27 protein-coding genes are annotated in these 25,646 nt (G+C 65.5%); 11 read left to right on the forward strand and 16 right to left on the reverse strand.

Features of this window, described 5'->3' with window-relative positions; translation table 11 throughout:
- Positions 1-48 precede the first annotated feature (48 nt).
- From AC1RCO_RS25395 to AC1RCO_RS25420, 6 genes are read left to right on the forward strand one after another with little or no spacing between them, the layout of a single operon-like run.
- Positions 49-2,967 carry a monovalent cation/H+ antiporter subunit A gene (locus AC1RCO_RS25395; RefSeq protein ID WP_011060907.1) on the forward strand — a complete coding sequence of 973 codons (2,919 nt, stop codon included), beginning with the start codon at positions 49-51 and terminating at the stop codon, positions 2,965-2,967.
- Positions 2,967-3,311, forward strand: coding sequence for a Na+/H+ antiporter subunit C (locus tag AC1RCO_RS25400; protein WP_011060906.1), 345 nt, complete (start codon positions 2,967-2,969; stop codon positions 3,309-3,311). Before AC1RCO_RS25395 ends, AC1RCO_RS25400 begins: the two co-directional genes overlap by 1 nt.
- On the forward strand, positions 3,308-4,996 hold the full coding sequence (locus AC1RCO_RS25405) for a monovalent cation/H+ antiporter subunit D (protein ID WP_011060905.1): 1,689 nt from the start codon (positions 3,308-3,310) through the stop codon (positions 4,994-4,996). The genes AC1RCO_RS25400 and AC1RCO_RS25405 overlap by 4 nt, the downstream gene beginning before the upstream one ends.
- A complete protein-coding gene (locus tag AC1RCO_RS25410; protein ID WP_011060904.1) occupies positions 4,993-5,481 on the forward strand; it encodes a Na+/H+ antiporter subunit E in 489 nt (162 codons plus the stop codon). The genes AC1RCO_RS25405 and AC1RCO_RS25410 overlap by 4 nt, the downstream gene beginning before the upstream one ends.
- On the forward strand, positions 5,478-5,756 hold the full coding sequence (locus tag AC1RCO_RS25415) for a K+/H+ antiporter subunit F (RefSeq protein WP_011060903.1): 279 nt from the start codon (positions 5,478-5,480) through the stop codon (positions 5,754-5,756). The genes AC1RCO_RS25410 and AC1RCO_RS25415 overlap by 4 nt, the downstream gene beginning before the upstream one ends.
- Positions 5,753-6,121, forward strand: coding sequence for a Na+/H+ antiporter subunit G (locus AC1RCO_RS25420; RefSeq protein ID WP_011060902.1), 369 nt, complete (start codon positions 5,753-5,755; stop codon positions 6,119-6,121). Before AC1RCO_RS25415 ends, AC1RCO_RS25420 begins: the two co-directional genes overlap by 4 nt.
- Positions 6,122-6,242: 121 nt before the next feature.
- Here the strand turns inward: AC1RCO_RS25420 and AC1RCO_RS25425 are convergent, their stop codons facing one another.
- Positions 6,243-6,680 (reverse strand): DUF3995 domain-containing protein, encoded by a 438-nt coding sequence (locus AC1RCO_RS25425; protein WP_492618149.1) that lies wholly within the window; start codon positions 6,678-6,680, stop codon positions 6,243-6,245.
- Positions 6,681-6,776: 96 nt separating this feature from the next.
- Here AC1RCO_RS25425 and AC1RCO_RS25430 point away from each other — a divergent pair, with 96 nt between their 5' ends.
- Positions 6,777-7,163, forward strand: a complete 387-nt coding sequence (locus AC1RCO_RS25430) for a DUF2946 domain-containing protein (protein WP_026020110.1) — start codon at positions 6,777-6,779, stop codon at positions 7,161-7,163.
- Between the two features lie 87 nt (positions 7,164-7,250).
- Positions 7,251-9,386 (forward strand): TonB-dependent receptor, encoded by a 2,136-nt coding sequence (locus tag AC1RCO_RS25435; RefSeq protein ID WP_019094293.1) that lies wholly within the window; start codon positions 7,251-7,253, stop codon positions 9,384-9,386.
- A gap of 60 nt (positions 9,387-9,446) precedes the next feature.
- Here AC1RCO_RS25435 and AC1RCO_RS25440 read toward each other — a convergent pair whose 3' ends face one another.
- The 3 genes from AC1RCO_RS25440 to AC1RCO_RS25450 form a co-directional block, all read right to left on the reverse strand.
- Complete coding sequence (locus AC1RCO_RS25440; RefSeq protein ID WP_492618150.1) at positions 9,447-10,460, reverse strand: ABC transporter substrate-binding protein; 1,014 nt, start codon at positions 10,458-10,460, stop codon at positions 9,447-9,449.
- 136 nt (positions 10,461-10,596) lie between these two features.
- On the reverse strand, positions 10,597-10,800 hold the full coding sequence (locus AC1RCO_RS25445; RefSeq protein ID WP_015635322.1) for a hypothetical protein: 204 nt from the start codon (positions 10,798-10,800) through the stop codon (positions 10,597-10,599).
- On the reverse strand, positions 10,800-11,270 hold the full coding sequence (locus tag AC1RCO_RS25450; protein WP_026020109.1) for a hypothetical protein: 471 nt from the start codon (positions 11,268-11,270) through the stop codon (positions 10,800-10,802). The genes AC1RCO_RS25445 and AC1RCO_RS25450 overlap by 1 nt, the downstream gene beginning before the upstream one ends.
- Positions 11,271-11,872: 602 nt before the next feature.
- On the opposite strand from AC1RCO_RS25450, the gene AC1RCO_RS25455 reads away from it, so the two are divergent.
- The 3 genes from AC1RCO_RS25455 to AC1RCO_RS25465 all read left to right on the forward strand — a co-directional run bounded on the left by AC1RCO_RS25455 (position 11,873) and on the right by AC1RCO_RS25465 (position 12,868).
- Positions 11,873-12,103: a hypothetical protein gene (locus tag AC1RCO_RS25455; RefSeq protein ID WP_026020108.1), complete on the forward strand. Its 231-nt coding sequence runs from the start codon at positions 11,873-11,875 to the stop codon at positions 12,101-12,103.
- A 78-nt stretch (positions 12,104-12,181) separates the two neighbouring features.
- Positions 12,182-12,544, forward strand: a complete 363-nt coding sequence (locus AC1RCO_RS25460) for an HlyD family secretion protein (RefSeq protein ID WP_169891827.1) — start codon at positions 12,182-12,184, stop codon at positions 12,542-12,544.
- A gap of 84 nt (positions 12,545-12,628) precedes the next feature.
- A complete protein-coding gene (locus AC1RCO_RS25465) occupies positions 12,629-12,868 on the forward strand; it encodes a DUF2789 domain-containing protein (protein WP_011060895.1) in 240 nt (79 codons plus the stop codon).
- On the opposite strand, the gene AC1RCO_RS25470 is transcribed toward AC1RCO_RS25465, so the two are convergent.
- The 12 genes from AC1RCO_RS25470 to iolE form a co-directional block, all read right to left on the reverse strand.
- Positions 12,865-13,083, reverse strand: coding sequence for a hypothetical protein (locus AC1RCO_RS25470; protein ID WP_015635320.1), 219 nt, complete (start codon positions 13,081-13,083; stop codon positions 12,865-12,867). The two genes, AC1RCO_RS25465 and AC1RCO_RS25470, sit on opposite strands and share 4 nt — an antisense overlap.
- A 121-nt stretch (positions 13,084-13,204) precedes the next feature.
- Positions 13,205-14,830, reverse strand: a complete 1,626-nt coding sequence (locus AC1RCO_RS25475; RefSeq protein WP_077933960.1) for a methyl-accepting chemotaxis protein — start codon at positions 14,828-14,830, stop codon at positions 13,205-13,207.
- Positions 14,831-14,989: 159 nt separating this feature from the next.
- Positions 14,990-15,394 (reverse strand): TraR/DksA family transcriptional regulator, encoded by a 405-nt coding sequence (locus AC1RCO_RS25480; RefSeq protein ID WP_011060892.1) that lies wholly within the window; start codon positions 15,392-15,394, stop codon positions 14,990-14,992.
- A gap of 425 nt (positions 15,395-15,819) precedes the next feature.
- Entirely contained in the window at positions 15,820-16,842 is a 1,023-nt protein-coding gene (locus tag AC1RCO_RS25485; RefSeq protein ID WP_011060891.1) for an ABC transporter permease, read from the reverse strand.
- Between the two features lie 31 nt (positions 16,843-16,873).
- Positions 16,874-18,421 carry a sugar ABC transporter ATP-binding protein gene (locus AC1RCO_RS25490; RefSeq protein WP_072452259.1) on the reverse strand — a complete coding sequence of 516 codons (1,548 nt, stop codon included), beginning with the start codon at positions 18,419-18,421 and terminating at the stop codon, positions 16,874-16,876.
- 66 nt (positions 18,422-18,487) lie between these two features.
- Positions 18,488-19,414, reverse strand: a complete 927-nt coding sequence (locus AC1RCO_RS25495) for a sugar ABC transporter substrate-binding protein (protein WP_011060889.1) — start codon at positions 19,412-19,414, stop codon at positions 18,488-18,490.
- A 41-nt stretch (positions 19,415-19,455) separates the two neighbouring features.
- Complete coding sequence (locus AC1RCO_RS25500; RefSeq protein ID WP_065363832.1) at positions 19,456-19,701, reverse strand: hypothetical protein; 246 nt, start codon at positions 19,699-19,701, stop codon at positions 19,456-19,458.
- 213 nt (positions 19,702-19,914) lie between these two features.
- Positions 19,915-20,925, reverse strand: coding sequence for a bifunctional inositol 2-dehydrogenase/D-chiro-inositol 1-dehydrogenase (iolG, locus tag AC1RCO_RS25505; RefSeq protein WP_053157967.1), 1,011 nt, complete (start codon positions 20,923-20,925; stop codon positions 19,915-19,917).
- Positions 20,926-20,959: 34 nt separating this feature from the next.
- The gene (iolD, locus tag AC1RCO_RS25510; protein ID WP_492618151.1) at positions 20,960-22,897 is read right to left on the reverse strand and encodes a 3D-(3,5/4)-trihydroxycyclohexane-1,2-dione acylhydrolase (decyclizing); all 1,938 of its coding nucleotides are present in this window, start codon (positions 22,895-22,897) and stop codon (positions 20,960-20,962) included.
- A 78-nt stretch (positions 22,898-22,975) separates the two neighbouring features.
- The gene (locus tag AC1RCO_RS25515; RefSeq protein ID WP_492618152.1) at positions 22,976-23,797 is read right to left on the reverse strand and encodes a TIM barrel protein; all 822 of its coding nucleotides are present in this window, start codon (positions 23,795-23,797) and stop codon (positions 22,976-22,978) included.
- 36 nt (positions 23,798-23,833) lie between these two features.
- Positions 23,834-24,640, reverse strand: coding sequence for a 5-deoxy-glucuronate isomerase (gene iolB / locus AC1RCO_RS25520; protein ID WP_123473240.1), 807 nt, complete (start codon positions 24,638-24,640; stop codon positions 23,834-23,836).
- A complete protein-coding gene (gene iolE, locus AC1RCO_RS25525) occupies positions 24,637-25,545 on the reverse strand; it encodes a myo-inosose-2 dehydratase (RefSeq protein WP_220224237.1) in 909 nt (302 codons plus the stop codon). Before iolE ends, iolB begins: the two co-directional genes overlap by 4 nt.
- Between the last annotated feature and the right edge of the window lie 101 nt (positions 25,546-25,646).

Here is a 25,646-nt window from a genome sequence, read left to right on the forward strand (position 1 = left end):
GGGCCTGGCACGTATTATGCGTCATACTTTTCCGCAGATTAGAAGCCTATGTCCCTGATAGTTCTACTGCTTCTGCCATTCATCGGCAGCTGTCTGGCGGCCCTGTTGCCGCACAACGCACGTAACACCGAATCTCTGCTGGCCGGCCTGGTGGCACTCATTGGCACCATCCAGGTGGCTCTGCTGTACCCACAGATCGCCGATGGCGGGGTGATTCGCGAGGAGTATGCCTGGCTGCCGAGCCTGGGGCTGAACTTCGTGCTGCGCCTGGACGGCTTCGCCTGGCTGTTCTCGCTGCTGGTGCTGGGCATCGGCAGCCTGGTGGCGCTCTACGCGCGTTATTACATGTCGCCGCAAGATCCGGTGCCGCGTTTCTTCGCCTTCTTCCTGGCCTTCATGGGGGCCATGCTCGGCCTGGTGATTTCCGGCAACCTGATCCAGATCGTGTTCTTCTGGGAGCTCACCAGCCTCTTCTCCTTCCTGCTGATCGGCTACTGGCACCACCGCTCCGATGCCCGCCGCGGCGCCTACATGGCGTTGATGGTCACCGGTGCCGGGGGCTTGTGCCTGCTGGCCGGGGTCATGCTGCTCGGCCATGTGGTGGGCAGCTACGACCTGGACCAGGTACTGGCTGCCGGAGACAAGATACGCGCCCACGCGCTCTACCCGATCCTGTTGCCCCTGATCCTGCTGGGCGCCCTGAGCAAGAGCGCGCAGTTCCCCTTCCACTTCTGGCTACCCCACGCCATGGCCGCGCCGACCCCGGTCTCGGCCTACCTGCACTCGGCGACCATGGTCAAGGCCGGGGTGTTTCTCCTGGCCCGCCTGTGGCCGTCGTTGTCCGGCACTGAAGAATGGTTCTACATCGTCAGCGGCGCCGGGGCCTGCACCCTGGTGCTGGGCGCCTACTGCGCGATGTTCCAGAACGACCTCAAGGGCCTGCTGGCCTATTCCACCATCAGCCACCTGGGGCTGATCACCCTGCTGCTGGGCCTGAACAGCCCGCTGGCCGCGGTGGCGGCGGTGTTCCACATTCTCAACCACGCCACGTTCAAGGCCTCGCTGTTCATGGCGGCCGGGATCATCGACCACGAAAGCGGCAGCCGTGACATCCGCAAGCTCAACGGCCTGATCAAGCTGATGCCCTACACCGCGACCCTGGCCATGGTGGCCAGCGCCTCCATGGCCGGGGTGCCGCTGCTCAACGGCTTCCTGTCCAAGGAGATGTTCTTCGCCGAGACGGTGTTCATCAACTCCAGCGCCTGGGTGGAAATCGCCCTGCCGGTGATCGCTACCATCGCCGGGACCTTCAGCGTCGCCTACGCCCTGCGCTTCACGGTCGACGTGTTCTTCGGGGAGCCGGCCACCGACCTGCCGCACACGCCCCACGAGCCGCCGCGCTGGATGCGTGCCCCGGTTGAACTGCTGGTGTTCACCTGCCTGCTGGTGGGGATCTTCCCGGCGCAGATCATCGGCCCGCTGCTGGCCGCCGCGGCGCTGCCGGTGGTGGGCGGGACCCTGCCCGAGTACAGCCTGGCCATCTGGCACGGCCTCAATGCCCCGATGATCATGAGCCTGATCGCCATGTCCTGCGGCATCGTCCTCTACCTGCTGCTGCACAAGCCGCTGGTGGCGGGCCGTTTCGCCTACCCGCCGGGCGTGGGCCGTCTCAACGGCAAGCTGTTGTTCGAGCGCAGCCTGGTGGGCATGACCCGCCTGGCCCGGCGCCTGGAACGCCGCTTGAGCACCAAGCGCCTGCAGACCCAGCTGTTCGTGCTGATCCTGGCGGCGGTGATCGCCGGGCTGATCCCCATGCTCTACAGCCAGCTGACCTGGGGCGACCGGCCGAAGATCCCCGGTTCCATCGTCTTCGTGACCTTCTGGCTGCTGGCCATCGCCTGCGCCCTGGGCGCCGCCTGGCAAGCCAAGTACCACCGTCTGGCCGCCCTGACCATGGTCAGCGTCTGCGGCCTGATGACCTGCGTGACCTTCGTCTGGTTCTCGGCGCCGGACCTGGCCCTGACCCAGCTGGTGGTGGAAGTGGTGACCACGGTGCTGATCCTCCTCGGCCTGCGCTGGCTGCCACGGCGGATCGAGGACGTCTCGCCCCTGCCCAGCAGCGTGCCCAAGGCGCGCATCCGCCGCCTGCGCGACCTGAGCCTGTCGGTGGCCGTGGGCCTGGGCATGGCAGTGCTGTCCTACGCCATGCTGACCCGCCCCACTCCCAACGACATTTCCTCGTTCTACCTCAGCCGCGCCCTGCCCGAAGGCGGCGGCACCAATGTGGTCAACGTGACCCTGGTGGACTTCCGCAGCTTCGACACCCTGGGCGAGATCACCGTGCTGGCGGCGGTGGCCCTGACCGTGTTCGCCCTGCTGCGCCGCTTCCGCCCGCCCAAGGAAAGCATGCAGTTGCCGGCGCAGCAGCGCCTGCTGGCCCCGGACGTGGTCACCGACCTGGTCAACCCGCGCCAGGCCAGCGACACCGCCCTGGGCTTCATGATGGTGCCGGCGGTGCTGGTGCGCCTGCTGCTGCCGATTGCCCTGGTGGTGTCCTTCTACCTGTTCATGCGCGGGCACAACCTGCCGGGTGGCGGTTTCGTCGCCGGGCTGGTGATGTCGGTGGCCTTCATCCTCCAGTACATGGTGGCGGGCACCCAGTGGGTCGAGGCGCAGATGAGCCTGCGGCCGCTGCGCTGGATGGGCACCGGGCTGCTGGTTGCCCTGGCCACCGGCCTCGGCGCCCTGGCCTGGGGCTACCCGTTCCTGACCACCCACACGCTGCATGTGGACCTGCCGCTGTTCGGTGATATCCACATCGCCAGCGCGCTGTTCTTCGACATCGGCGTGTACGCCGTGGTGGTGGGTGCGACCCTGCTGATCCTCACGGCCCTGGCGCACCAGTCGGTGCGGGCCCACAAGCCGGCCAGCCAGGCCAAATCCCTGACTCAGAACGGAGCCGCCTGATGGAAGAAGTCATCGCAATCGCCATTGGGGTCCTCGCCGCTTCCGGAGTCTGGCTGGTGCTGCGCCCGCGGACCTTCCAGGTGGTGATGGGCCTGTGCCTGCTGTCCTATGCGGTCAACCTGTTCATCTTCAGCATGGGCAGCCTGTTCATCGGCAAGGAGCCGATCGTCAAGGACGGCGTACCCCAGGACCTGCTGCACTACACCGACCCGCTGCCCCAGGCGCTGGTGCTCACGGCCATCGTCATCAGCTTCGCCATGACTGCGCTGTTTCTGGTGGTGCTCCTGGCTTCCCGGGGCCTGACCGGCACCGACCACGTCGATGGCCGGGAGCCCAAGGAATGAATCCGTTGTCGCACCTGATCGTCGCCCCCATCCTCCTGCCGCTGCTGACCGCGGGCATCATGTTGCTGCTGGGGGAAAAGCATCGCCCGCTGAAAGCCCGGATCAACCTGCTCTCCACCCTGCTGGGCCTGTGCCTGGCGGGCTACCTGCTGTACTGGACCCAGGTCCAGGGCGCCACCGGTTCCTTCGGCGTGTACCTGCCCAGCAACTGGCAGGTGCCGTTCGGCATCGTGCTGGTGGTCGATCGCCTGTCGGCGCTGATGCTGGTGCTCACCGGTATCATCGGGGTCAGCGCGCTGCTGTTCGCCATGGCCCGCTGGGACGGCGCCGGGGCCAGTTTCCATGCCCTGTTCCAGATCCAGCTGATGGGCCTCTACGGGGCCTTCCTGACCGCCGACCTGTTCAACCTGTTCGTGTTCTTCGAGGTGCTGCTGGCGGCGTCCTACGGCCTGATGCTGCACGGCTCGGGGCGCGCGCGGGTGTCTTCGGGGCTGCACTACATCACCATCAACCTGCTGGCCTCGTCGCTGTTCCTGATCGGCACGGCGATGATCTACGGGGTCACCGGGACCCTGAACATGGCCGACCTGGCGATGAAGATCCCCCTGGTGCCGGAAGCCGACCGCGGCCTGCTGCACGCCGGTACGGCGATCCTGGCGATCGCCTTCCTGGCCAAGGCCGGGATGTGGCCACTGAACTTCTGGCTGGTGCCCGCCTACTCCTCGGCCAGCGCGCCGGTGGCGGCACTGTTCGCCGTCATGACCAAAGTCGGTGTGTACACCGTACTGCGCCTATGGACCCTGCTGTTCTCCGGGCAAGCCGGGGCCTCGGCCTATTTCGGCAGCCAGTGGCTGGTGTACGGCGGCATGGCGACGATCTTCTGCGCGGCCCTGGCGATTCTTCCGGCCCAGCGCCTGGAACGCATGGCCAGCCTGAGCATCCTGGTGTCGGCCGGCATCCTGATCTCGGTGATCGGCTTCGCCCAGCCGGCCCTCACCGGCGCGGCGCTGTTCTACCTATTCAGCTCGACCCTGGCGATGTGCGCGCTGTTTTTGCTGGCAGAACTGATCGAGCGTTCGCGCTCGGCCAACGAGATCCCCCTGGAGGATGAAGGCGAGATCCTGCCGCGGCCCATGGAGTCGCTGCACCCGCCACGGGGCAGCAACCTCGACGATGAACAGAAAGTGGTGGTCGGCCAGGTGATCCCCTGGACCATGGCCTTCCTCGGCCTGAGCTTCATCGCCTGCGCCTTGCTGATCATCGGCATGCCGCCGCTATCGGGCTTCATCGGCAAGCTCAACCTGATTGCCGCCCTGCTCAACCCCGAGGGCCTGGGGGCCAGCGAGGGCGCGCCGATCACCCCGGCGGCCTGGTGCTTCCTGGCGCTGTTGATCCTCTCGGGCCTGGCCTCGCTGATTGCCTTTGCCCGCCTGGGTGTGCAGCGCTTCTGGACCCCGGAGGAACGCCCTTCGCCGGTGCTGCGGCGCCTGGAGTGCCTGCCGATCGTGGCGCTGCTGGGGCTCTGCGTGCTGCTCAGCTTCAAGGCCGAGCCGTTGCTGCGCTTCACCCAGGCCACCGCCGACAGCCTCAACCACCCGGAGCATTACGTGATGGCGGTGCTGGGCACCCGCACCGTGCTCAGCCCTGAATCCAAGACCGCAGCGGCAGTGGAGGTGCACCCATGAAGCGCCTGTTCCCCGCGCCATTCCTGTCCCTGGCACTGTGGCTGCTCTGGCTGGTGCTGAACCTGTCCCTCAGCCCGGGCAACCTGCTGCTGGGCGCCCTGCTGGGCTTTCTCGCACCGCTGCTGATGCAGCCCCTGCGGCCCCTGCCGATCCGCATCCGCCGCCCGGGCACCATCCTGCGCCTGTTCCTGGTGGTGGGCCGCGACGTGCTGGTGTCCAACCTGCTGGTGGCCTGGGGCGTGCTCAACAACGGCCGGCGCCCGGTGCACTCGGCCTTCGTCAAGATCCCCCTGGACCTGCGGGACGCCAATGGCCTGGCGGCGCTGTCCACCATCACCACGGTGGTGCCGGGCACGGTCTGGTCCGAGCTGTCCCTGGACCGCAGCCTGCTGTTGCTGCACGTCTTCGACCTGAAGGACGAGGCGCAATTCATCCAGCACTTCAAGGCCACGTACGAGCGTCCGCTGATGGAGATTTTCGAATGAGTGTCCTGCTGACCAACGCGATCTTGCTGAGTCTGTTCATTTTCTCCCTGGCCATGGTCCTGACCCTGGTGCGCCTGTTCAAGGGCCCCTCGGCCCAGGACCGGGTTCTGGCCCTGGACTACCTGTACATCCTGGCGATGCTGATGATGCTGGTGCTGGGCGTGCGCTACGCCAGTGACACCTACTTCGAGGCGGCGCTGCTGATCGCCCTGTTCGGCTTTGTCGGCTCCTTCGCCCTGGCCAAATTCCTTCTGCGTGGCGAGGTGATCGAATGAACAGCCTGGAACAATTGCCACTGTGGGTGGAAGTGCTGGTGGCCCTGCTGCTGGTGATCAGCAGTGTGTTTGCCCTGATCGGGGCCCTGGGCATCCTGCGCATGAAGAGCTACTTCCAGCGCATGCACCCGCCGGCCCTGGCCTCCACCATGGGCTCCTGGGCCGTGGCCCTGGCGTCGATCCTGTACTTTTCCGCGCTCAAGTCCGGGCCGGTGCTGCACGCCTGGCTGATCCCGGTGCTGATGTCCATCACCGTACCGGTGACCACCCTGCTGCTGGCGCGGGCCGCGCTGTTTCGCAAGCGCATGGCCGGCGACGATGTGCCGGCGGAAATCAGCAGCAAACGCAGCGAAACCGGCAACTGAGCACATCCGCTGCACCTAGGAGCCGGCTGCCGGCGACGAGGCCCGTGAGCCTTGCGGCGACTTCGAAAACGCCTTCGCTGGCAAGCCAGCTCCTGCACTGGCCAGCGCCGGCTGACTGCCCTCAGGCCCAGGCCAGCACCAGCAACCCGGCCCCCAGCACCACGCACAGGGGGGAATAGAACAGGGTGTCGAGGCGGGCGAATTTCGAATCCCGGACTTCCTTGAAAAAACCCACCAGCTCGGAGTCGCCGATGGCCCGGGCGAACATCAGCAAGGCAATGGCGCTGATCACCCACTGCAGAGACGGAAGGGTCACGGTCGGCAGGTAGAGCCCGACCCTCAGGCACACCAGCATCGCCACCAGCAACAAAGCCACTGCCACCAGCATCGTGGCCAGGGCCGGCGGGCGGAACGCCGGCTGGGTCATGCCGGGCCCTGGCCCCGGCACTTCGGGGATCACTGCATCACTGCCACGCTTGCCACCCGCAGCCCAGTACAGATGGATCAGACTGATCAACAGGAAGCTGCCAGCCACCCCCTGTGCGAGCAGAAGATTCATGTTCAGACGTCCGTGCAGAAAATGTCGCTGAAGAATGGACTCGATTGACCGTTTTTGTAAGTACGTTCGTCGCCTTCGATGATAAAGTGCCGCCCCATGAAATTTGCCCGTTCCGATCGCTCGCTCGTTGCCTGGATGCTCTATTGCTGCGTCCTGTTCAACGTGTTCGCCTGCAGCATCGGCCACGGGCAGATGCTCGGCATGCAGCTCAACGGCATCGGCGGGCAGTTCTGCAGCGTCGACCCTGCCACCCAGGCGCCGCTGCAGAAACCGGCCGACCAGGGCTCCCTGCCCACTCTATCCAAAGCCTTCGGTTGCCCGCTGTGCTCCACCGGCGGCATGGGCCCGGCCCTGAACTCCAGCCTGACCCTGGCCCTGCTGCCGCAGCCCCAGGCCCCGCCTGCGCGCACCCTGGCCAAGACCGACCTCCCCGCCCGCTCCACCTGGCCCGCGGCCCATCCCCGGGCACCGCCTCTCGCCTGATTCCTGCTCGTGCTCAACCTGCCCACTGCGCTGTCGCGCGGCGCGCGTTCGTGGGCCTTTTCCTAGCCAAGAATTCAGGATGCACCGATGAAACACCTTCCTTTGCTGGCGAGCCTGCTGGGCTGCCTGTCGATCAATGCCTGGGGCCAGCCGAGCCTCGAACTGGCCCCCACCACCATCGGCGCCGATGAGGCCGATGCCGAGCCGGGCCTGAACCTGGACCAGTCCAGCGGCATGGCCTCGCGCCTGGGCCTGAGCCTGCGCGAAACCCCGGCCTCGGTGGCCGTGGCCAGCCGCCAGGACCTGGAGCGAAGCGGCGCCCGCACCTTCCAGGAAGCGGCCAACGCCCTGCCCGGGGTCAACGCCAGTGCGCCGCCGGGGTTCGGCGGCTTCGTCTCCTACCGTGGTTTTACCAGCAGCCAGATCACCCAGATGTTCAACGGCATCAACGTCGCCACCGGCCTGGCCCGGCCCGTGGACGCCTGGATCTACGACCGGGTGGAACTGGTGGGCGGCCCCTCGTCGCTGATCAATGGCGCCGGCTCCGTGGGCGGTTCGCTGAACTACGTGACCAAGCTCGCGGACCGCCGCGAACAGGCTGCCGAAGGCCTGCTCGGCTACGGCAGCTACGACACCACGCAGACCGCTTTCGGGGTCAACCACGCCCTCAGCCCGGCCGGCGCCGAGGTGCAGCACTACGCGCGCTTGGACGTCAGCCACAACACCAGCAACGGCTACATCGACCGCCAGGAAAGGGATGCCTGGAGCCTGGCCTTCTCCCTGCTCAGCGACCTGACCCCGGACCTGTCCCACACCCTGGCGGTGGAATACCAGGATGAACACGAGGACAGCCCCTACTGGGGCACCCCGGTGCTCAATCCCAAGGCCGGTGAGCTGAAGATCGACAAGCACAACCGCTTCAACAACTACAACGTCGCCGATGGCCTGTATGAACAGCGCACTGTGTGGCTGCGCTCGATCATCGACTACCGGATCAACCCCAGCACCAGCCTGCGCAACACCCTCTACCACCTGGACAGCCAGCGCGACTATCGCAACCTGGAGACCTACCAGTACAACGCCGACAACAGCCGGGTGAACCGCTCGACCGCCTACCTGGTACGGCACCAGGGCCAGCAGGACGGCAACCAGTTCGAACTGCGCCACGATGATCAGCTGTTCGGCCTCGACACCACCTGGTCCGGGGGGTTTGAGTACAAGGTCAACAGCACCACCAACTCGCCCTGGAACGTGCCGGCCAGCAACAGCGTCGATCCCGGCAACTTCCAGCCGGGGTACTTCTATGACCTGAAGGGCACCCGCCAGGGCTGGGCCAAGGACAAGACCAACCAGGTCACCACCCGCGCCCTGTTCGTCGAGAACCGCCTGGCCCTGACCGACGAGCTGTCACTGCTCAGCGGCCTGCGCTACGACGCCATCGACCTGGACGTGACCAACCACCGGCTGATCACCGCCAGCAACCCGCGCCACCTCAAGCGCAGCTGGGAACCGGTCACCGGGCGCCTGGGCCTGACCTGGCAGTTCCTGCCCAGCGCCAATGTCTACGTGCAGTACAGCACCGCCGCCGAGCAGCCCAGTGGCACTCAGAACTTCGAGGTGTCCACGGGCAAGCAATGGGAAGTGGGCAGCAAGTTCGACTACCTGCAAGGACGGGGTTCGGCGACCGTTGCCGCCTATCGCATCGAGCGCAAGGACTTTGCCGTCACCGATCCCCTGGACCCGGCCAACAGCATCCCGGTGGGCCAGCAGACCTCCAGGGGCATCGAGCTGGCCAGTTCCCTGCACATCACCCCCAAGCTACTGGCGCAAGCCAACTTCGCCTGGGTGGATGCCGAGTACGGCGAGTTCAACGAGAAGATCGCCAGCGGCGCGGTGGTCTCCCGCAAGGGCAACACGCCGACCAACGTACCGGACCGGCTGGCCAACCTGTGGCTGACCTATGACCTGTCGCCCAACTGGCAGACCGGGGTCGATGCGCGCTACGTGGCCTCGGTATACGCCGACAACGCCAACACCCTGCGGATGCCCGCCTACACCCTGTACGGCAGCTTCCTGCGCTACAAGGTCGACAGCCACACCACAGTGACCGGCCGGGTGCGCAACCTGACCAACGAGGTCTATGGCCAGTTCGCCCATGTGTCCCCGGCGTACTACCTGGGCCAGCCGCGAACCTTCGAGGTGGCGGTGCAGACCCGCTTCTGACCCCTGCCCTGCACCCGTCGGGCGCAAGGTTCAAGGGCCCATTCGCCGGCACGCCGGCGCCTACAAGGTGGCGGCGATCCTGTCCGCCACGTCCCGGGGCACCCAGGCGCGCCAAACGTCGGGGTGCTGCTTGAGGAAGGCCCGGGCCGCGTCCCGCGGGGCACTGTGGTTCTCGCTCATCTGCGCCAGGGCGCGGTTCAGGGGCTCGATGGGCAGGTCGACCTTGGCGAAGAACTGCGCCAGTTGCGGGTACTGCTTCTGGAATGGCGTGGACACCCCGATCGACAACCTGGAGTCCAGGGAACGGGTTGGCCGGGGGCTGGGGTTGGCGGCGTCGGTCAGGGTCTTCCAGGCTTCGGCGTCAAAGGGCGGTTCTTGCAGTTGCACCAGCTTGAAGCGCCCGAGCAGCGGCGTGGGCGACCAGTAGTAGAACAGGATCGGCTTGCCGCGACGGATCGCCGAGCTGATCTCCGCATCCAGGGCCGCTCCGGAACCGCTGCGAAAATTCACGTAGCTGTCCTGCAGGCCATAGGCCTTGAGCTTCTGCTGGTTGACGATCTCCGAGGTCCAGCCGATCGGGCTGTTGAGGAAACGCCCCTTGTCCGGGCTCTCCGGGTCCTTGAACACGTCCTTGTAGCGGGCCAGGTCGGTCACGCTGCGCAGCTCCGGCGCCAGGGGCTTTATACCCTTGGCCGGGTCGCCCTTGATCACGTATTCCGGCACCCACCAGCCTTCGGTGGCGCCCTTGACCGTATCCCCCAGGGCCTGCACCTTGCCTTCGGCCTCGGCCTTGACCCACACCGGGCTGCGCCCCGCCCACTCTTCGCCGATCACCTGGATGTCGTTGTTGGCCAGGGCCGTTTCCAGGGTGATGGTGGTGCCGGGCAAGGTGTCGGTGGGCAAGCCATAGCCCTGCTCCACCATGATCCGCAGGATCTCGGTGATCAGGCTGCCGCTTTCCCAGTTCAGATCGGCGAAATGAATCGGTTGCGGCGCCGCCACAACCGGCTGCGCCGTACTCAGGGCGGCAAGGCTCAACAGGCTGCTGGCCAGCAGCGCGCGGATTCCTTTCATCGGGGTACACCTCTTGGGTCAGGACCTGGGCCACAGGGGCAGGCAGCGCCTAAGCGCACGGCCCCCAAAGCATTAAGTCAACTGACTGTAGTAGAGGTTCAGTAGTTTCAACCCCAGGCCATTCCCGGATGGCCGCTCAAGAGGCCGGAGGCTCCTGCAACCGCTGCAACTCGCGGCGCACCATGCTGGCGTAGGCCGCAGGGCGCAGGTTGTACAGCTGGGCGGCGACCCAGTTCAGCCAGGCGCCCTGGAGCACGGTCTTCTGCGCGAACAGGCGCTGGGCTTCAGCGCTCGCGGCCTGTTGATGTTCATGGTGAAACGCGGCGCGGCCCTGGCTCATCACTCGCTGGCCTTGAAGCTCACCAGTTCGCCCTTGCGCCATTTGGCGGCCTTGGCGGTCACCGCCTTGAGGGTCTTGGTCAGGCCTTCCTGCAACTGCTCGTTGGCGGCAAACACGGTCACCACCGAATGGCCTTCCTTGAACAGGATGCCCTGCCCCAGGGGGCTGCTGACAAAGGCGTAGTCGCCCAGGCCGTAGACCGTCAGCTTGATCTCGCGAAAGCGGATCTCCATCTTGCCGCCTTCACGGCTGGGCAGCACGGCGGCGCGAAAATGATCGCCGACCTTGAGTTCAAGGCGCGGCTTGTCGTCCACCACCAGGGCCGTCTCGGTGTCGATCTCGGCGACGTAGATGCCTTCGGCGGACTGTTCGGTGAGGTAGACAAAACGAGATTGGAACTGCTTGACCAGCTTTGCGCGCAAATCACCCAACACGAACAATGCATGCATTTCAAGATTACTTACTGCCAAGGAACACTCCCCGATACTCAAAATGATGTCGCCCGGAAAAAAACGGACGGCACGAAAAAACCGCCATGACGGCGTAGTCACCCCAATCGGTTACCCAATACACACAAGTGCAGCTGGCACTCCTGGCCACGACGCTGGCGGCGGCACTGAGCAAGGGGCATTTCGCCGATGCATCAGGCACATGTCGAAGGCGTGAGGAGTGAGCTCTGACCCGCAAAGCGTGGCGGCGCGTCGTCGGGGGTGGGTGCTGGAACAGGCCTGCTGGCCGGATGCACCCGGGTCACGATTCCCCCGGTCGGCAGCCACTTCGGGTTGCAGAGGCAATTCTAGAGCAACTTTGTGCATTTCGACTATTTAAAGCGCACACCGGCTTCGCGCGCACCCACTTCAGCAAAAGCCGGAGTTGACGCGCAGCCGGTAATATTACCCAGCAACAGAAGCAGGAAGTTTCAGATTAGATCATCAGAATAATCGCCACCTAGAATCCAAATGATATAACTCAGCCCGCCATCACCCAACAACTGCCATACTCCGCCATTGATTGAATGCCCCCCTCTTGGGGGGCGTTCAAGCACTCACTCATCTCCAAGGGAAGGCTAGAAGTGACCGAACTAGATATTGGCGAGTTTTTCATTCGTGGCGAGTGCAGAGAAGTCGAAGGCGAGTTCCAGGCCGTGATTGCCATGCGCGCCAAACCCCCACTGACCCAGGTCACCTTCCACCAGGTGGAACGCGATCGCTGGTTCAAGACCTCGGAAGACGCTGCCGCGGCTGCCAGAGCGTCGGCCAAGGCCCTCAAGCAGGCCATCGACCAGGGCGCCCTGAACGCCTGACAGACAGCGCCAGTCAAGGATCCGACAGCGCGACCGATACAAAGGCGAGATCCGTTTAAGAGCATCATGATGATCGACTTGAAACCCCCATCTCGCCTGGCCGACTTTCTCAAGCCGGATCCAAGCACTGCGGTACTGGAAGCCTCGGACGACGGCGAGACCCTGGTCCTGAGCCGCTCCAGCGCGCAAACCCCGGAAGAGGCGCTGTTGCTGGCGAAGAAGAAACGCATCCGCCAACTGAAAAAGCAGATCGAGCTGCTGCAACAGAAACTGCAACGGGCCAAGGCCCGCCTGGCCACGGTCAAGGGCGCCAGTTCCGGCTCCGACACCGGCCGGGCCATGGCCCTGTCGTCCGCCCGGGCCCAGGTCATGGCCTACAGCACTGCCCTGTCCATGGCCCAGACGGCGTTGTTCCAGGCCGAGAGCGGCACCCTGGCCTGAACCCTTGGATCGAACTTGCGCGCCTGCCATGCCTCAGATGCACTGAGGCAGCGCCGGTGCTGCCCGTCACCCAAGGAGATCACCATGGAAGCGCCCACCCATAACCTCGAAGGGCTGTTCGACCAGTTGGGCCTGGATTCCAGCCCCGCCGCCATCGATGGTTTCATCGCCCGGCACTCGCCCCTGGACGAAGACCTGAAAATGATCGACGCCCCCTTCTGGACGCCCCAGCAAGCGGCCTTTCTCAAACAGCAACTGCGCGAAGACGCCGACTGGGCGCCCGTGGTGGACGAGCTCAATCTGCGCCTGCACCAGGCCGGTTAAGCCGAATGCCGCAGGTGCCGGCCGCCGGGCAGCAGCACCTGCAGCTGCTGCTGCCAGGCCAGCCGGCACTCCTCGGCCTCGGCGCGGCTGGCAAAGGCCGTGCCGCGCTGTTCGCCATTGACCAGAACCACCCAGCACGCACGACGGCCCTCGGCCCGCAGGCTGGCTGGCACGCCGCTGCCAATCATCACCGCTACATCGACTTTGCTGTGCATGGAGCTACCTCCAGAAAATTAGTTAGCTGCCTAACGATGTTGGCATACTAACTAACTTGCCGGCCCCTGGAACAGCCTGTTCCTGCATTGCAGCATTACCGATGGCGTAACAATGGAGGCCTCAGCCCTTGCCCGAGCCTGGCGCCTGCTCGGGTTTGTAACCCAGGCGCAGCCCGCCCCAGTGCCGGCCGCGGACCATGATCGGCACCGAAAGGTCATGCATCAGCTCGCCGGTATCCCGGGTATAGGTCTGCAGAAGCAGCGGTTGCTGGTGGCTGCCACAGCGGATCCCCGTGCGGTCGGCGAACTTGCGCTTGCTGCGGTTATGCAGGTTGTCCACCTCGGGGTCGCCGGTCAGCGGCTGGGAAAAAACCTTGTTGTGGGTCGGCACGTAGCCTTCCTGGGTACAGGCGATGGCGAACACCAGGCCATCGTGGCGCGGCAGCAGGGATTCCTGGATCGGCGGCAGCACCTGATCGGTGTAGCGGTCGAAGCGGGTCTGGTATTTGGCCGGGTCGGTGTTGGCGATCAACTGGTAGTGACGATCGAACAGATCGTCGAGGCTGATGCGGTTCTGCTCCAGGTCGGCCTCGAACTGCTCGGCAATGCGCCGCGCGCCTTCGCGGGCCAGGTCGTAGATGCGCTGGTGATAGTCATCCAGGCCCACCGCCGCCAGGCGTTCGCTGATGGTTTCCGCCTGCCCTTCCATCTGCACCGCGGCCTGCGCCAGGCTGCGGGTCTGCTGGTCGCTGACCGCCAGGTCGCTGCGCATCTGCTCCACGGCATGAAACAGGCTGTCCAGTTGCTCGCGGTTGGTCTCGGCGCCCCGGGCGATCTCGCTGACCTGCCCTTCCACCCCGGCCGCCAGGCGCGCGATGTTGTCCAGGTGACGACCGGTGTGCTCCACCTGCTCGACCCCCAGGTTGAGGTCGTCGGCCAGCTGGCGGATCTGCTCCACCACGTCGCTGGTGCGCTGCTGGATATCCGCCACCATCACCCCGACCTCGTCGGTGGCCGCGGCGGTGCGCCCGGCCAGCCCGCGCACCTCATCGGCCACCACCGCGAAACCGCGCCCGTGTTCCCCGGCCCGGGCTGCCTCGATGGCCGCATTCAGCGCCAGCAGGTTGGTCTGGCTGGCGATGGACTGGATCACCAGGGTCACCCGCTGGATCTCCTCGCTGCGCTGGCTCAGGGCCTCGATCAGCTCACGGCTGCCATTGGCGCGCTGGCTGAGCAGGTGCATGCGGCTGATGGATTCCCCCAGCACCGTGCGCCCTTCGGCGCTGCTGGCGTGGGCCTCGCTGGCGGCGCCCAGGGCCTGCTGGCTGAGTTGGGAGGTGACCTGCTCGGTCTTGATCATCACTTCGGCGTTGCCGACGATGCGCGCGGCGGCGTCGAGCTGGGATTGCAGCTTGCCTGCCAGCTGGGTCACCGAGTAGGCCACGCCCGCCGCGGACAGTGCGTTATGGGTGGTGCTGTAGGACAGGTCGCGGGTCAGCGCCGACAACTGATCGTCAGCCGTCGCGTTCGCCACCAGGGGCCGCCCGCGCCCGCGCAACCGCGGCAGCCAGATCACCAGTACCGCCACGGGCAGGCACAGGTACAGCGACCAGCCGCCCAGGGCCTGGCCGGCGAACAGCGCCATCAGCGCCGCGCTCTGCAAGGACGGCGCCCACCAGCGGGCGGCGGTTTCGGGTGTTGCCAGCGGCTGTGCGACCGGCGCCGCTAGAGATCCATCTCTTGACATCTGTGTCACCCCACATCGTTCTAATTGTTTGCGGCATTAGACGCCACTAGAGGGCCATTATCCATGGTCCCTTAGTCGCGGGTTTGCAGCAGATCAAGAGAATGTGCGGGCGGGCACTGCCCGAAAAAACAGAGCCCCCGCTGTGGCGGGGGCTGGCGATCAGGCTTGACGCTGATGCTTGTCGATCTGCTCGTGGCGCTCTTGGGCCTCGATGCAGTACTTGGTGGTGGGGCTGATCAGCAGGCGCTTGAGGCCGATCGGCTCACCGCTGTCGTCGCACCAGCCGAAGCTGTCGTCGCTGATCCGGCCCAGGGCCTGTTCCAGTTGCGGCAGCATGCGCTGGTCGCGATCAATGGCGTTGACCAACCAGGTGCGCTCTTCTTCGACGGAAGCGGCGTCGGCCGGGTCAGCCGGGGTGTCCAGGCTTTCAATGGCGATCCGGTTCTGTTCGATGCGCTCGTGGGTTTCCACCTTCATGGCTTGCAACAGGTCGCTGAAAAAAGCGTGCTGCTCGGCATTCATGTAGTCATCCGCCGGCATGGCCAGCAACTTTTCCTTGGTCATTGATTTCTCTATAAAAAATACGTGCATTAAGGCGAATTCAAACTGTTTCCGGTTGACCCGTCAGGTCATCAGAAAGGCGCCATACCTTCCAAGCGCCACCCGGCACTCAATTTACGAGGGGCGGCAGTCTAAGGCCGGTTTGAGGGCGCAGCAACTGAAATGACAGCGAATCTGTCCGACAAACCGCACAAAGCCCGCAAATGCGGGCTTTGGTGGCGTTTATTGGAGTGCGTTTATAACAAAAAATTCCATAGCCATGGGTCTGTTAGAAGACAAACGGCAGTGCCGGACGGCGGATTCTGGCCGTTTTCAACGATTTCCAGGGGCACCGGCCGGCCGGCGAAGAGGCCTTTGGAGCGGGCCAGGGCTCGGGAGCGTATTCGCTGGCACGCCGGCTGCTGCACCAGCCGGCGCCTCTCCCCTGCTCAGCGCTTGAGCTTGCGCTTGTTGCGGTACTGGTCGATGACCACCGCCACCACGATGATCAGGCCCTTGATGATGTCCTGGATGTAGGCATCGACCCCGACAAAGGTGAAGCCACTGGCCATGACCCCGAGGATCAGCGCGCCGATCACGGTGCCGGTGATGCGCCCCACCCCGCCGGCCAGGCTGGTGCCGCCGATCACTGCCGCGGCAATCGCGTCCAGCTCGTAGGACATGCCCATCCCCGCCTGCCCGGTGGCGGCCCGCGCCGAGGCCACCACCCCGGCCAGCCCCGCCAGCAGCCCGGCAATGCTGTAGACAATCACCAGGTGGCGCTTGACGTTGATCCCCGAAGTCCGCGCCGCCTGCATGTTGCCGCCGATGGCATAGGTGTACTTGCCGTACTTGGTGTAGCGCAGGGCGATATGAAAGATCAGCGCCACCACCAGGAAGATCACCACCGGCATCGCCCCGTGGCCGATGGCGGTGTAGGAATCGGAGAGCATGCTCACCGGCTGGCCCTGGGTGTAGTAACGCGCCAGCCCCCGGGCCGAGACCATCATTCCCAGGGTGGCAATAAAGGGAGGAATGCCGGTCAGGGCAATCACACTGCCGTTGATCGCCCCCGCCAGGAGGCCGACCCCGAGCCCGGCGAGCACCGGGATCCACACCGGCAGGTCGGTCAGCGAGGGAAACACCGCCCGGGTGAAGTCCGAGGTCTGGGCCAGGCTTGCGGCAATCATCGCCGACAGGGCCAGCACCGAACCGGAAGACAGGTCGATGCCGGTGGTGATGATCACCTGGGTCACGCCGATGGCCAGCAGGCCGATCACCGAGACCTGGAGAATCATCAGCACCAGGCGCTGGGAATTGAGCAGGAAACTCTGGTCGCGGACGATCCAGCCAAACAGCTCGAACACCAGGCCGATACCGATCAGCACCAGGAAGATGCTCAGCTCGGTGGGCAGTCGTCGCCGGGGCTTGACTGCCACCGCCGCGGGTTTGTTGTCGATTATCGCGTTCATTGCCAGCCACCACCCTTGGGTTGAATGTCGTCTAGTTCAGGCCCGAAGCCAGTTGCATGACCCGTTCCTGGGTCGCCTCGTTGCGGTCCAGGGTGCCCATCAGCTGCCCTTCGTGCATGACCATGACCCGGTCGCTCATGCCCAGCACCTCGGGCAGTTCCGAGGAAATCATGATCACCGCCATGCCCTCACCGGCCAGACTGGCGATCAGGCGGTAGATCTCGGCCTTGGCCCCCACGTCAATGCCCCGGGTCGGCTCGTCGAGAATCAGGATCCGCGGCTGGGTCATCAGCCAGCGCGCCAGCAGGGCCTTCTGCTGATTGCCCCCGGACAGGGTATCGATGCATTGCTCCAGGGACGGGGTCTTGACCCGCAGTTTCCTGCACATGTCCTCGCACAAGGCGCGCAAGGCCTTCTGCTGGACAAAACCGCCGCCGGCGTAGTGCGGCAGTACCGCCACTTCCATGTTTTCCAGGACCGACAGGCAGGGGAACAGGCCACTGAGCTTGCGATCCTCGGTCAGCAGGGCAAGGCCCTTCTCGATCGCCCGGTGGGGGTCGCCGATGCGCAGGGGCTGGCCGTCGAGGACAATCTCGCCGCCATCGCTTGGGGTGATGCCGAACAGGGTTTCGGCGACATTGGTCCGCCCCGAGCCCATCAGCCCGGCAATGCCGAGGATCTCCCCGGCATGCAGGTCGAAGGACACGCCCTTGAACACGCCGTCCAGTCGCAAGTCGCGGACCTTGAGCAGCAGCTCGCCGATAGGCTTCTCGCGCTGGGGAAACAACTGGCTCAGCTCGCGCCCCACCATCATCGAGATCAGGCTGTCACCGTCCAGGCTGTCGGCCCGTTGCAGGCCGATGTAGGCGCCATCGCGAAACACCGCCACCTCATCGGCGATGGCGAACACTTCGTTCATCTTGTGGGTGATATAGACGATGCCCTTACCCTGGGCCTTGAGGTCGGCAATGATCGAGAACAGGTGCGCCACCTCCTTGTCGGTGATGGCCGAGGTCGGTTCGTCCATGATCAGCACGTCGGAGTCGTAGGACACCGCCTTGGCGATCTCCACCATCTGGCGCTCGGCGATGCTCAGGTTGCCCACCTGCTCCTCGGGGTCCAGTTCGATGCGCAGGCGCGCCAGCAAGGCGGCGGTGCAACGGTGCATTTCCCGGTGGTCGATCAGGCCCAGGCGGTTCTGTTGCTCGCGGCCGATCCAGATGTTCTCGGCGATGCTCATGTGCGGCATCAGGTTGAGTTCCTGGTGGATCATGGCGATCCCCGCCTGCAGCGCCGCCAGCGGCGTGGCGAAGGTCACCGGCCGGCCCTTGAGGCGCAGTTCGCCGGAGTCGGGCTGATAGATGCCCGCGATGATCTTCATCAGGGTCGACTTGCCGGCACCGTTTTCGCCCATCAGCGCCAGGACCGTGCCGGGGCGTACCCGCAGTTGCACGTTGGCCAGGGCCACCACCCCGGGAAAGCCCTTGCTGACATTCAGCACTTCCAGCAGGTAGGGCTCCTGGGGCGCCACGGCCGGGCTCAGGGAGTGCAGGCTCGAAGCAGTAGCACAAGCGTTCATGATCAGCTACTCCAGCGGCCGGGCAGCCAGCGCCGCCCGGCCCGCGTGTGATTGAAGGGCCGGCGCCTACTTGAACTGGGCGACCGTTTCCGGGGTGATCAGGCGGTAGGGAATCCACACCGCGGCGTCCACCGGCTGCTTGTTGGCCATCTTCACCGCGGTTTCCACCGAGCCGTCGGCCTGGCCCTTGGCGTCCTGGAACACCGACACCGCCAGCTCGCCGCGCTGCACCGCGCGCAGCCCGTCGGGGGTGCCGTCGACCCCGGCGATCAGCACGCTGCCCTTGGCCACCCCGGCCTGGTTCAGGGCCATGGCCGCACCGATGGCCATCTCGTCGTTGTTGGCCACCACCGCATTGAACTCGCGGCCCTGGGTCAGCCAGTCGTTGACCAGGGTCATGCCCTTGTCCCGCAGCCAGACGCCGGTCTGTTCCTGGTCGACCTTGATCCCGGGGTACCGGGCCAGCACCTCCTTGACCCCCTTGGTGCGATTGGTGGTGGAGTTGTTCGCCAGGTCGCCGAGAAGGATCACGATGCTGCCCTTGCCGCCCATTTTCTCGGCCAGGTACTGCATCTGCATCTTGCCTGCCTCCAGGTCGTCGGAGGCCACGGTGACCACGCCCTTGGGCAGGTTCAGGTCGTCCGGGCGACGGTTGACGTAGACCAGGGGAATCCCGGCCTTGACCGCCGCCTCGGTGATCTTGCGAGTGGCGGCAGTATCCACCGGGTTGACCACGATGGCGTCGACCTTCTGGCTGATGAAGCTTTCCACCTGGCTCAGCTGCTTGACCACGTCACTGCGGGCGTCCTCGAACTGCAACTGCACGCCTTCGGGCATGGACCTGGCCTTCTGGTCCATGGACTCGCGCAGGTAGGTCAGCCAGGTGTCGTCGAACTGCGACATGCTCACGCCGATGCGCACCTGGGCCAGCGCCGCGCCACTGAACAGCATCAGCGACAGGGCAAGACACGCCACTCGGTTCTGAATGTTCATTAAGAGTCGTTCTCCACATGCTTGTTGGTGGGTGGCCGTGCTCAGGCCGGCGAATACAGAACCGGGGCCCCGGGCATGCAGCCCAACAGCGCGCCCTGGTGTTCGACACACAGGCCGCTGAGCAGGGTCAATAAACGAGAGGACCAGGGAGTGAAGGGCAGATTGCGGGAGGCGGCGCCCCGGGTACGGGACAGCCATTGCAGAGCAGAGCGGAAGGTTTTCATCGACGGCACCTGTTTGTTCTTGTTGGTGGGTTCTCCAGGGCTCAAGCGGGGCTTGAAGGCCATGGGAACCTTGTAGGGTCGGCTACCTGGAAACGACTTTATTGGAAAATAATTTCTATATCAACTCATTTTAGAATTTTACTGCAATTGCATTTCCAGCAGCCAGATCCCTCGCTTTCCGCAGGAGACGGCTTGCCGGCGAAGGGGCCCGCACGCCTTGCAGCGCCCTGGAAAACACCTTCGCTGGCAAGCCAGCGCCTACAGAAATCCCGGGGTTCAGGCGTAGAGCGCCGGGCGCTGGGGCAGGCTGATGGGGACGATCGCCCCGCTCTGCTGGGCCTCGATGCAGGCGTCGGCCGCCACCGCCGCGGCCAGGCCGTCCCAGGCCGAGGGCCCACCCACCCGGCCAGCGCGCACGCCATCGACAAAGGCCTGCAGCTCGACGTCATAGGCGGCGATGAAGCGCTCCTTCCAGTCCATCAGGATCGCGCTGGACAGGCTGGCCGCGCTGCGCAGCTGGACCTGGGGCGGCTCCGGCAGGCGGGCGATGCCGCTCTCGCCCACCACTTCGCACTGGATGTCGTAGCCGTACTGGCAGTTGACGAAGATCTCCACGTCGATCCGCGTGCCCCGGGCGGTTTCCAGCAGCACGATCTGCGGGTCGCGCAGTTGGGCGTGGGCCTTGCCGGTCTTGCGCGGGAACAGCACCTGCACCGACACATAGTCGTCCGCCAGCAGCCAGCGCAGCACATCCAGTTCGTGGATCAGGGTGTCGGTGATGGCCATGTCGGTCTTGTAGTTCTCCCCCACCCGCGGGTTGCGGTGGGCGCAGTGCAGCATCAGCGGCTCACCGATGCGCCCGCTGTCCAGCACCGCCTTGAGCGCCTGGTAGCCGGCGTCGTAGGGGCGCATGAACCCCACCTGCACCAGGCGCCGGCCGTGGGCAATCTCGGCCTCGACGATGCGCCGGCAGCCGGCGGCGGTCACCGCCAGGGGCTTTTCGCAGAACACCGGCTTGCCGGCGGCGATGGCCGCCAGCACGAACTCTTCGTGGCTCGGGCCCCAGGACGTCACCAGCAGCGCCTGGACCTCCGGCGCCTGGATCAGGGCATGGCCGTCGGGGTAGACCTCGGCCTCAAGCGTGAGCCCGGCCAGCACCCGGGCCGCCTGCTGCGGGTCGATGTCGGTTACCGCCACCACCCGGCAGCCTTGCAGGGTCTGGCTGCAACGCCGAATGTGATCCTGACCTATGGCACCAGTGCCGATAACGCCTAGCTGCAAAGACATGGGTGTACTCCTGTGGTTGTTCGGTTGGGGAGTTTCAGTACTGGCGCGCCTTGGCCAACTGCTGATCGATGGCGGCGGCCGCGGCGGCCACCCTCTCACTGCCGCTGACCTCGGCCACCGCCACATGCCACCAGGACAGGTAGCCGTGGAGCATGGTCTTGGGCAGCACCTTGATATCGATCAGGGTCGAGACCCGCTGCAGCCGGGCGTCCGCCAGGGCGGCGTGGAGCTGCTCCAGGTTCCTCACCTTGTAGGTCTTGCAGCCGTAGGCCGCGGCGCTCATGGCGTAGTCCACCGGGATCAGGCCGCCGTCGAGCTGGTCGCTGTCTGGGTTGCGGTAGCGGAACTCGGTGGCGAAGCTGTCCAGGCCCTGGCCCAGTTGCAGGTTGTTGATGCAGCCGAAGGCCATGTTGTCCAGCAGCACCACGTTGATCTTGCGTTGCTCCTGGATCGAGGTCAGCAGCTCCGAATGCAGCATCAGGTAGGAGCCGTCGCCCACCAGGGCATAGACCTCGCGCTCGGGGGCAGCGAGCTTGACCCCCAGGGCCGCGGCAATTTCATAACCCATGCACGAATAGCCATATTCCACGTGGTAGGTGTTGAGCCCCTTGCTGCGCCAGCTGCGTTGCAGGTCCCCGGGCAAACTGCCGGCAGCGGCGACAATCACCGCATCGTCGGCCAGGGTCTGGTTGAGCACCCCCAGCACCTGGCTCTGGGTCAGGCAGGAGCCGGTCAGCTCGATGAACTCGCGCAGCACCGCCGGGTCCAGCGCGTCGTTGACCTCTGGCACAAAATCCTCGCCCTGATAATGCACGCCGTGGACCCGCTCCAGCTCGGCATCCAGCTGCGCCCTGGCCTCGGCCACCCGAGTGCCCCAGCCGGCGCGGTAGGCGCTGCCGGCCAGGGCCTCGCCCAGTGCCTGCAAGCCGGCCCGGGCATCGGCCAGCAGTTGCACGCCATCGAGCTTCACGGCATCACCGGGGTTGATATTGAGGTTGAGAAACTGCACCTGGGGGTGCTGGAACAGCCACTTGGACGAGGTGGTGAAATCGCTGTAGCGGGTACCGACGCCAATGATCAGGTCGGCCTCCCGGGCCAGCAGGTTGGCCGCCAGGCAGCCGGTTTCACCGATGCCGCCCACGTTCAATGGATGGCTGGACAGCAGCGCGCTCTTGCCGGCCTGAGTCTCGGCCACCGGTATCGCGAAGCGCTCGGCAAAGGCCTGCAGGGCCTGGTTGGCCGCGGCGTACTTGACCCCGCCACCGCAGATCAGCAACGGCTTGCGCTTGCCCCGCAGCAGCGCCACGGCGTCCGCCAGCATCGCTTCGGTGGGTGGTCGCCGGTCGATGCGATGCACCCGTCGGGCGAAGAAGCTCAGCGGGTAATCGTAGGCCTCGGCCTGCACATCCTGGGGCAGCGCCAGGGTCACCGCGCCGGTCTGGGCCGGGTCGGCCAGCACCCGCATCGCCTGCAGCGCCGCGCTCATCAACTGCTCCGGGCGGTTGATCCGGTCCCAGTATTTGCTCACCGCCTTGAAGGCATCGTTGGTGCTGATGCCCAGGTCATGGAACTGCTCGATCTGTTGCAGCACCGGGTCCGGCTGGCGGCTGGCGAACACGTCGCCGGGCAACAGCAGCAAGGGAATGCGGTTGGCCGTGGCGGTGGCCGCGGCGGTCAGCATATTGGCCGCGCCGGGGCCCACCGAAGCGGTGCAGGCATAGACCTTGCGCCGCAGGTGCTGCTTGGCAAACCCGATGGCGGCATGGGCCATGCCCTGCTCGTTGCGGCCCTGGTGCACCCGCAATTGGCCCGGGGCCTGCTGCAGCGCCTGGCCGATGCCCAGCACATTGCCGTGGCCGAAGATCGTAAAGACCCCGGCAACGAACCGGCTCTGCTGCCCGTCCACCTCGACGTACTGGTTATCGAGGAATTTCACCAGGGCCTGGGCCATGGTCAGTCGAATCGTGCTCATCTGTGTTCCTTCAATGGCCATACAGCACTCTCACTGTTCTTTGTGCAGAAGCCGGCTTGCCGGCGCCTACAAGGGGGGTCAGGCCAGGGCCTGGCGCAGGTGCCGGATACTGCGCTCCAGAGCCTGCTGCAGGTCCGGTCGATCGTGAACGCTCGCGGCAAAGGGCTCGAAGGACAGGTAGCCGCGGTAACCACCCGCCAGCAACGCGGCGATCTGCGTCGTGTTGCCCAGCCGGTCCGCCGCGCCCACCAGCACCCGATGACCGTCCCGCAGCGCTGCCAGAGGCAGTGGCGGGCCCTCGACACCGGAGAGGTGCACCAGCCCGGTGAGCTCGGCGAACAGCTGTGGTTCGCCGGCCAGTGTGTGGTGGAAGGTGTCGTGCACCAGGCTCAGCACATCCAACGCGCCAACGGCGCGGATCGCTTCCACGGCGCTGCGCTTGTCACGCAGGGCGCACTCGGCAAACCCCAGGGGTTCGACAAAACCGCGCAGGCCATGCTGGCGAAGAACCTCCGCGATCCGGGTCAGGGCGGCCGCCAGCCCCTGGGCCCGCTGGCCCGCGCTGCGCCGGTCGCCGGGGTCGTTCAGCGGGCACAGCACCAGGCCCTCGGCACCGCAGGCGCGGGCATAACCGGCCAGGCGCAGCAACTGCTGGCGGCGCTGTTCATCCCACAGGTCGAAGGGGTACAGGGCATTGATCGACAGCAGCCGGATGCCACGCTGCTCACACAGCTCGCGGACCTGCTCGGGGGGCGTGCCATCCTCGATCTCCACACCCTTGAGGTCATTGCGCAGCTCCACCCCATCGATCTTCAAGGCCAGTGCCAGGTCAAGAAAATCCGCCAGAGGCAGGTGCGGTGCGACCATTCGGTTCAAGGCAAAACGCAAAGGCTGAGTCATGTTCCAGCTCCCCGAAAATCGGCAAAGGTGCGTCGTTCACAGATCCAGCAGCCAGCTGTGCCGGGGGTCGTTATGGAACTGCCAGACCCGCTTCGGCCCGGCCATCACGTTCAGGTAATAGGACTCGTAGCCATAGGGCACGCTGACCGGGTGGTACCCCCTGGGCACCACCACCAGGTCGTGGTGCTCCACCGCCATGGCCTCGTCCAGGCTGCGGTCGTCGGTGTAGACCCGCTGGAAGACAAAGCCCTGGGGCGGGTTGAGCTGGTGGTAATAGGTCTCTTCCAGAAAGCTCTGGTGCGGCAGGTCGTCGGTGTCGTGCTTGTGCGGCGGGTAGCTGGAGGAATGCCCGGACGGCGTGCGCACCTCCACCACCAGCAGGGAATGGGCCGGCTCGCTGTCGGGCAGGATGTCGCAGACGTAGCGAGTATTGGCGCCCTTGCCGCGCACGCTGCGCCTGCACTGTTCCGGGCGGATCAGCCGAGGGCCGAGGTCGTTATCGACTGCCCCCGGGGCGGCACACACAGCGATCTGCACATCGCTCAAGGCGGTGACCCGGGCCTGGCTGCCCGGCGGCAGGTAGGCGGCAAAGGGGGATTTGTCTTCGAACACCGATTGCCGGTCACCCAGGTTGGGCCACTGGAAGGCGCCCTGGGGCGCTTCGCCCTGCACATCGATACGACCGCTGAGCAGCACCAGGCACAGCTCCTTGTCGCCGGCGCTGACCGGCAGGCTTTCCCCCAGGCCCAGGCGGTAGGCACTGAACCCCACGTACTCCAGGGCGCCCTCTTGCAGCTGGACCATGGTCCGGCCCTTTGCAGCGCTTTTAACCAGCAGGCTCATTGGGCAGCCCTCCTGCGTTGCAGGCCAGCGTCCAGCAGGGCCCGCAGGGTGTCGTAACCTTTTTTTGCGTAGACGTAGCTCGGCGCCACCGCCGGGTCCTGCTCGGCCTCCACCACCAGCCAGCCCTGGTAGCCTGCGTCCAGCAGCACATCGAGCAAGGGAGCGAAGTCAATGTCGCCATCGCCGGGCACGGTGAAGGTGCCGTTGACGATGCAGTCCGGGAAGCTCCACAGGTTGTTGCGCGCCAGTTGCACCACCGGCTTGCGCACGTCCTTGAAGTGCACATGGCACACCCGCCCGATATGCCGGCGCAGCACCTCCAGGGGTTCGCCGCCGCCCATGTAGCAATGGCCCGAATCGAACAGCAGGCCGACTTCCTCGCCGGTCAGGCGCATCAGCGTGTCGATGTCCGCCGGGGACTCGACGTAGGCGCCCATGTGGTGGTGATAGGCCAGGCGCACGCCCTGGGACAGGGTGAAACGCGCCAGCTCCGTGAGTTTGTCGGCGTAATCCTGCCAGGCCTGTGCACTGTGCCAGCGCGGGCGCTCGATCAGCCGCACCGGTGAGCCCTGGATCGAGTCGGCCACTTCGCCGTAGACCAGCACCGAGGCGCCGTTGCGCTTGAGCAGTTCGACGTGGCTGGCAATGGCGTCGATTTCCTCGGCCACCGAACGCCGGGCCAGGCGGCTGGAGTACCAGCCCGAGACCAGCGCCAGGTCATAAGGGCGCAACACATCGCCCACGCCCTTGGCATCCTTGGGGAACTTGCCGTTGAGTTCGAAGCCTTGGTAACCGATCTCGCGCCCTTCGCTGAGGGCGGTGCTCAAGGGCGTTTCCCCGCCCAGGGCCGGCAGGTCGTCGTTGCTCCAGGAGATCGGGTTGATGCCAATTCGGATCGCGGGCATGGCTGCACCTTTTGTTGTTATTCATGAAAGCGTGGAGAACGGCCTCGCACTGGTAGGAACTGGCTTGCCAGCGAAGGCGTCGGCGGGCCTGGCTCCAGACT

Source organism: Pseudomonas sp. GW823-FHT03E05 (genome assembly GCF_058796855.1).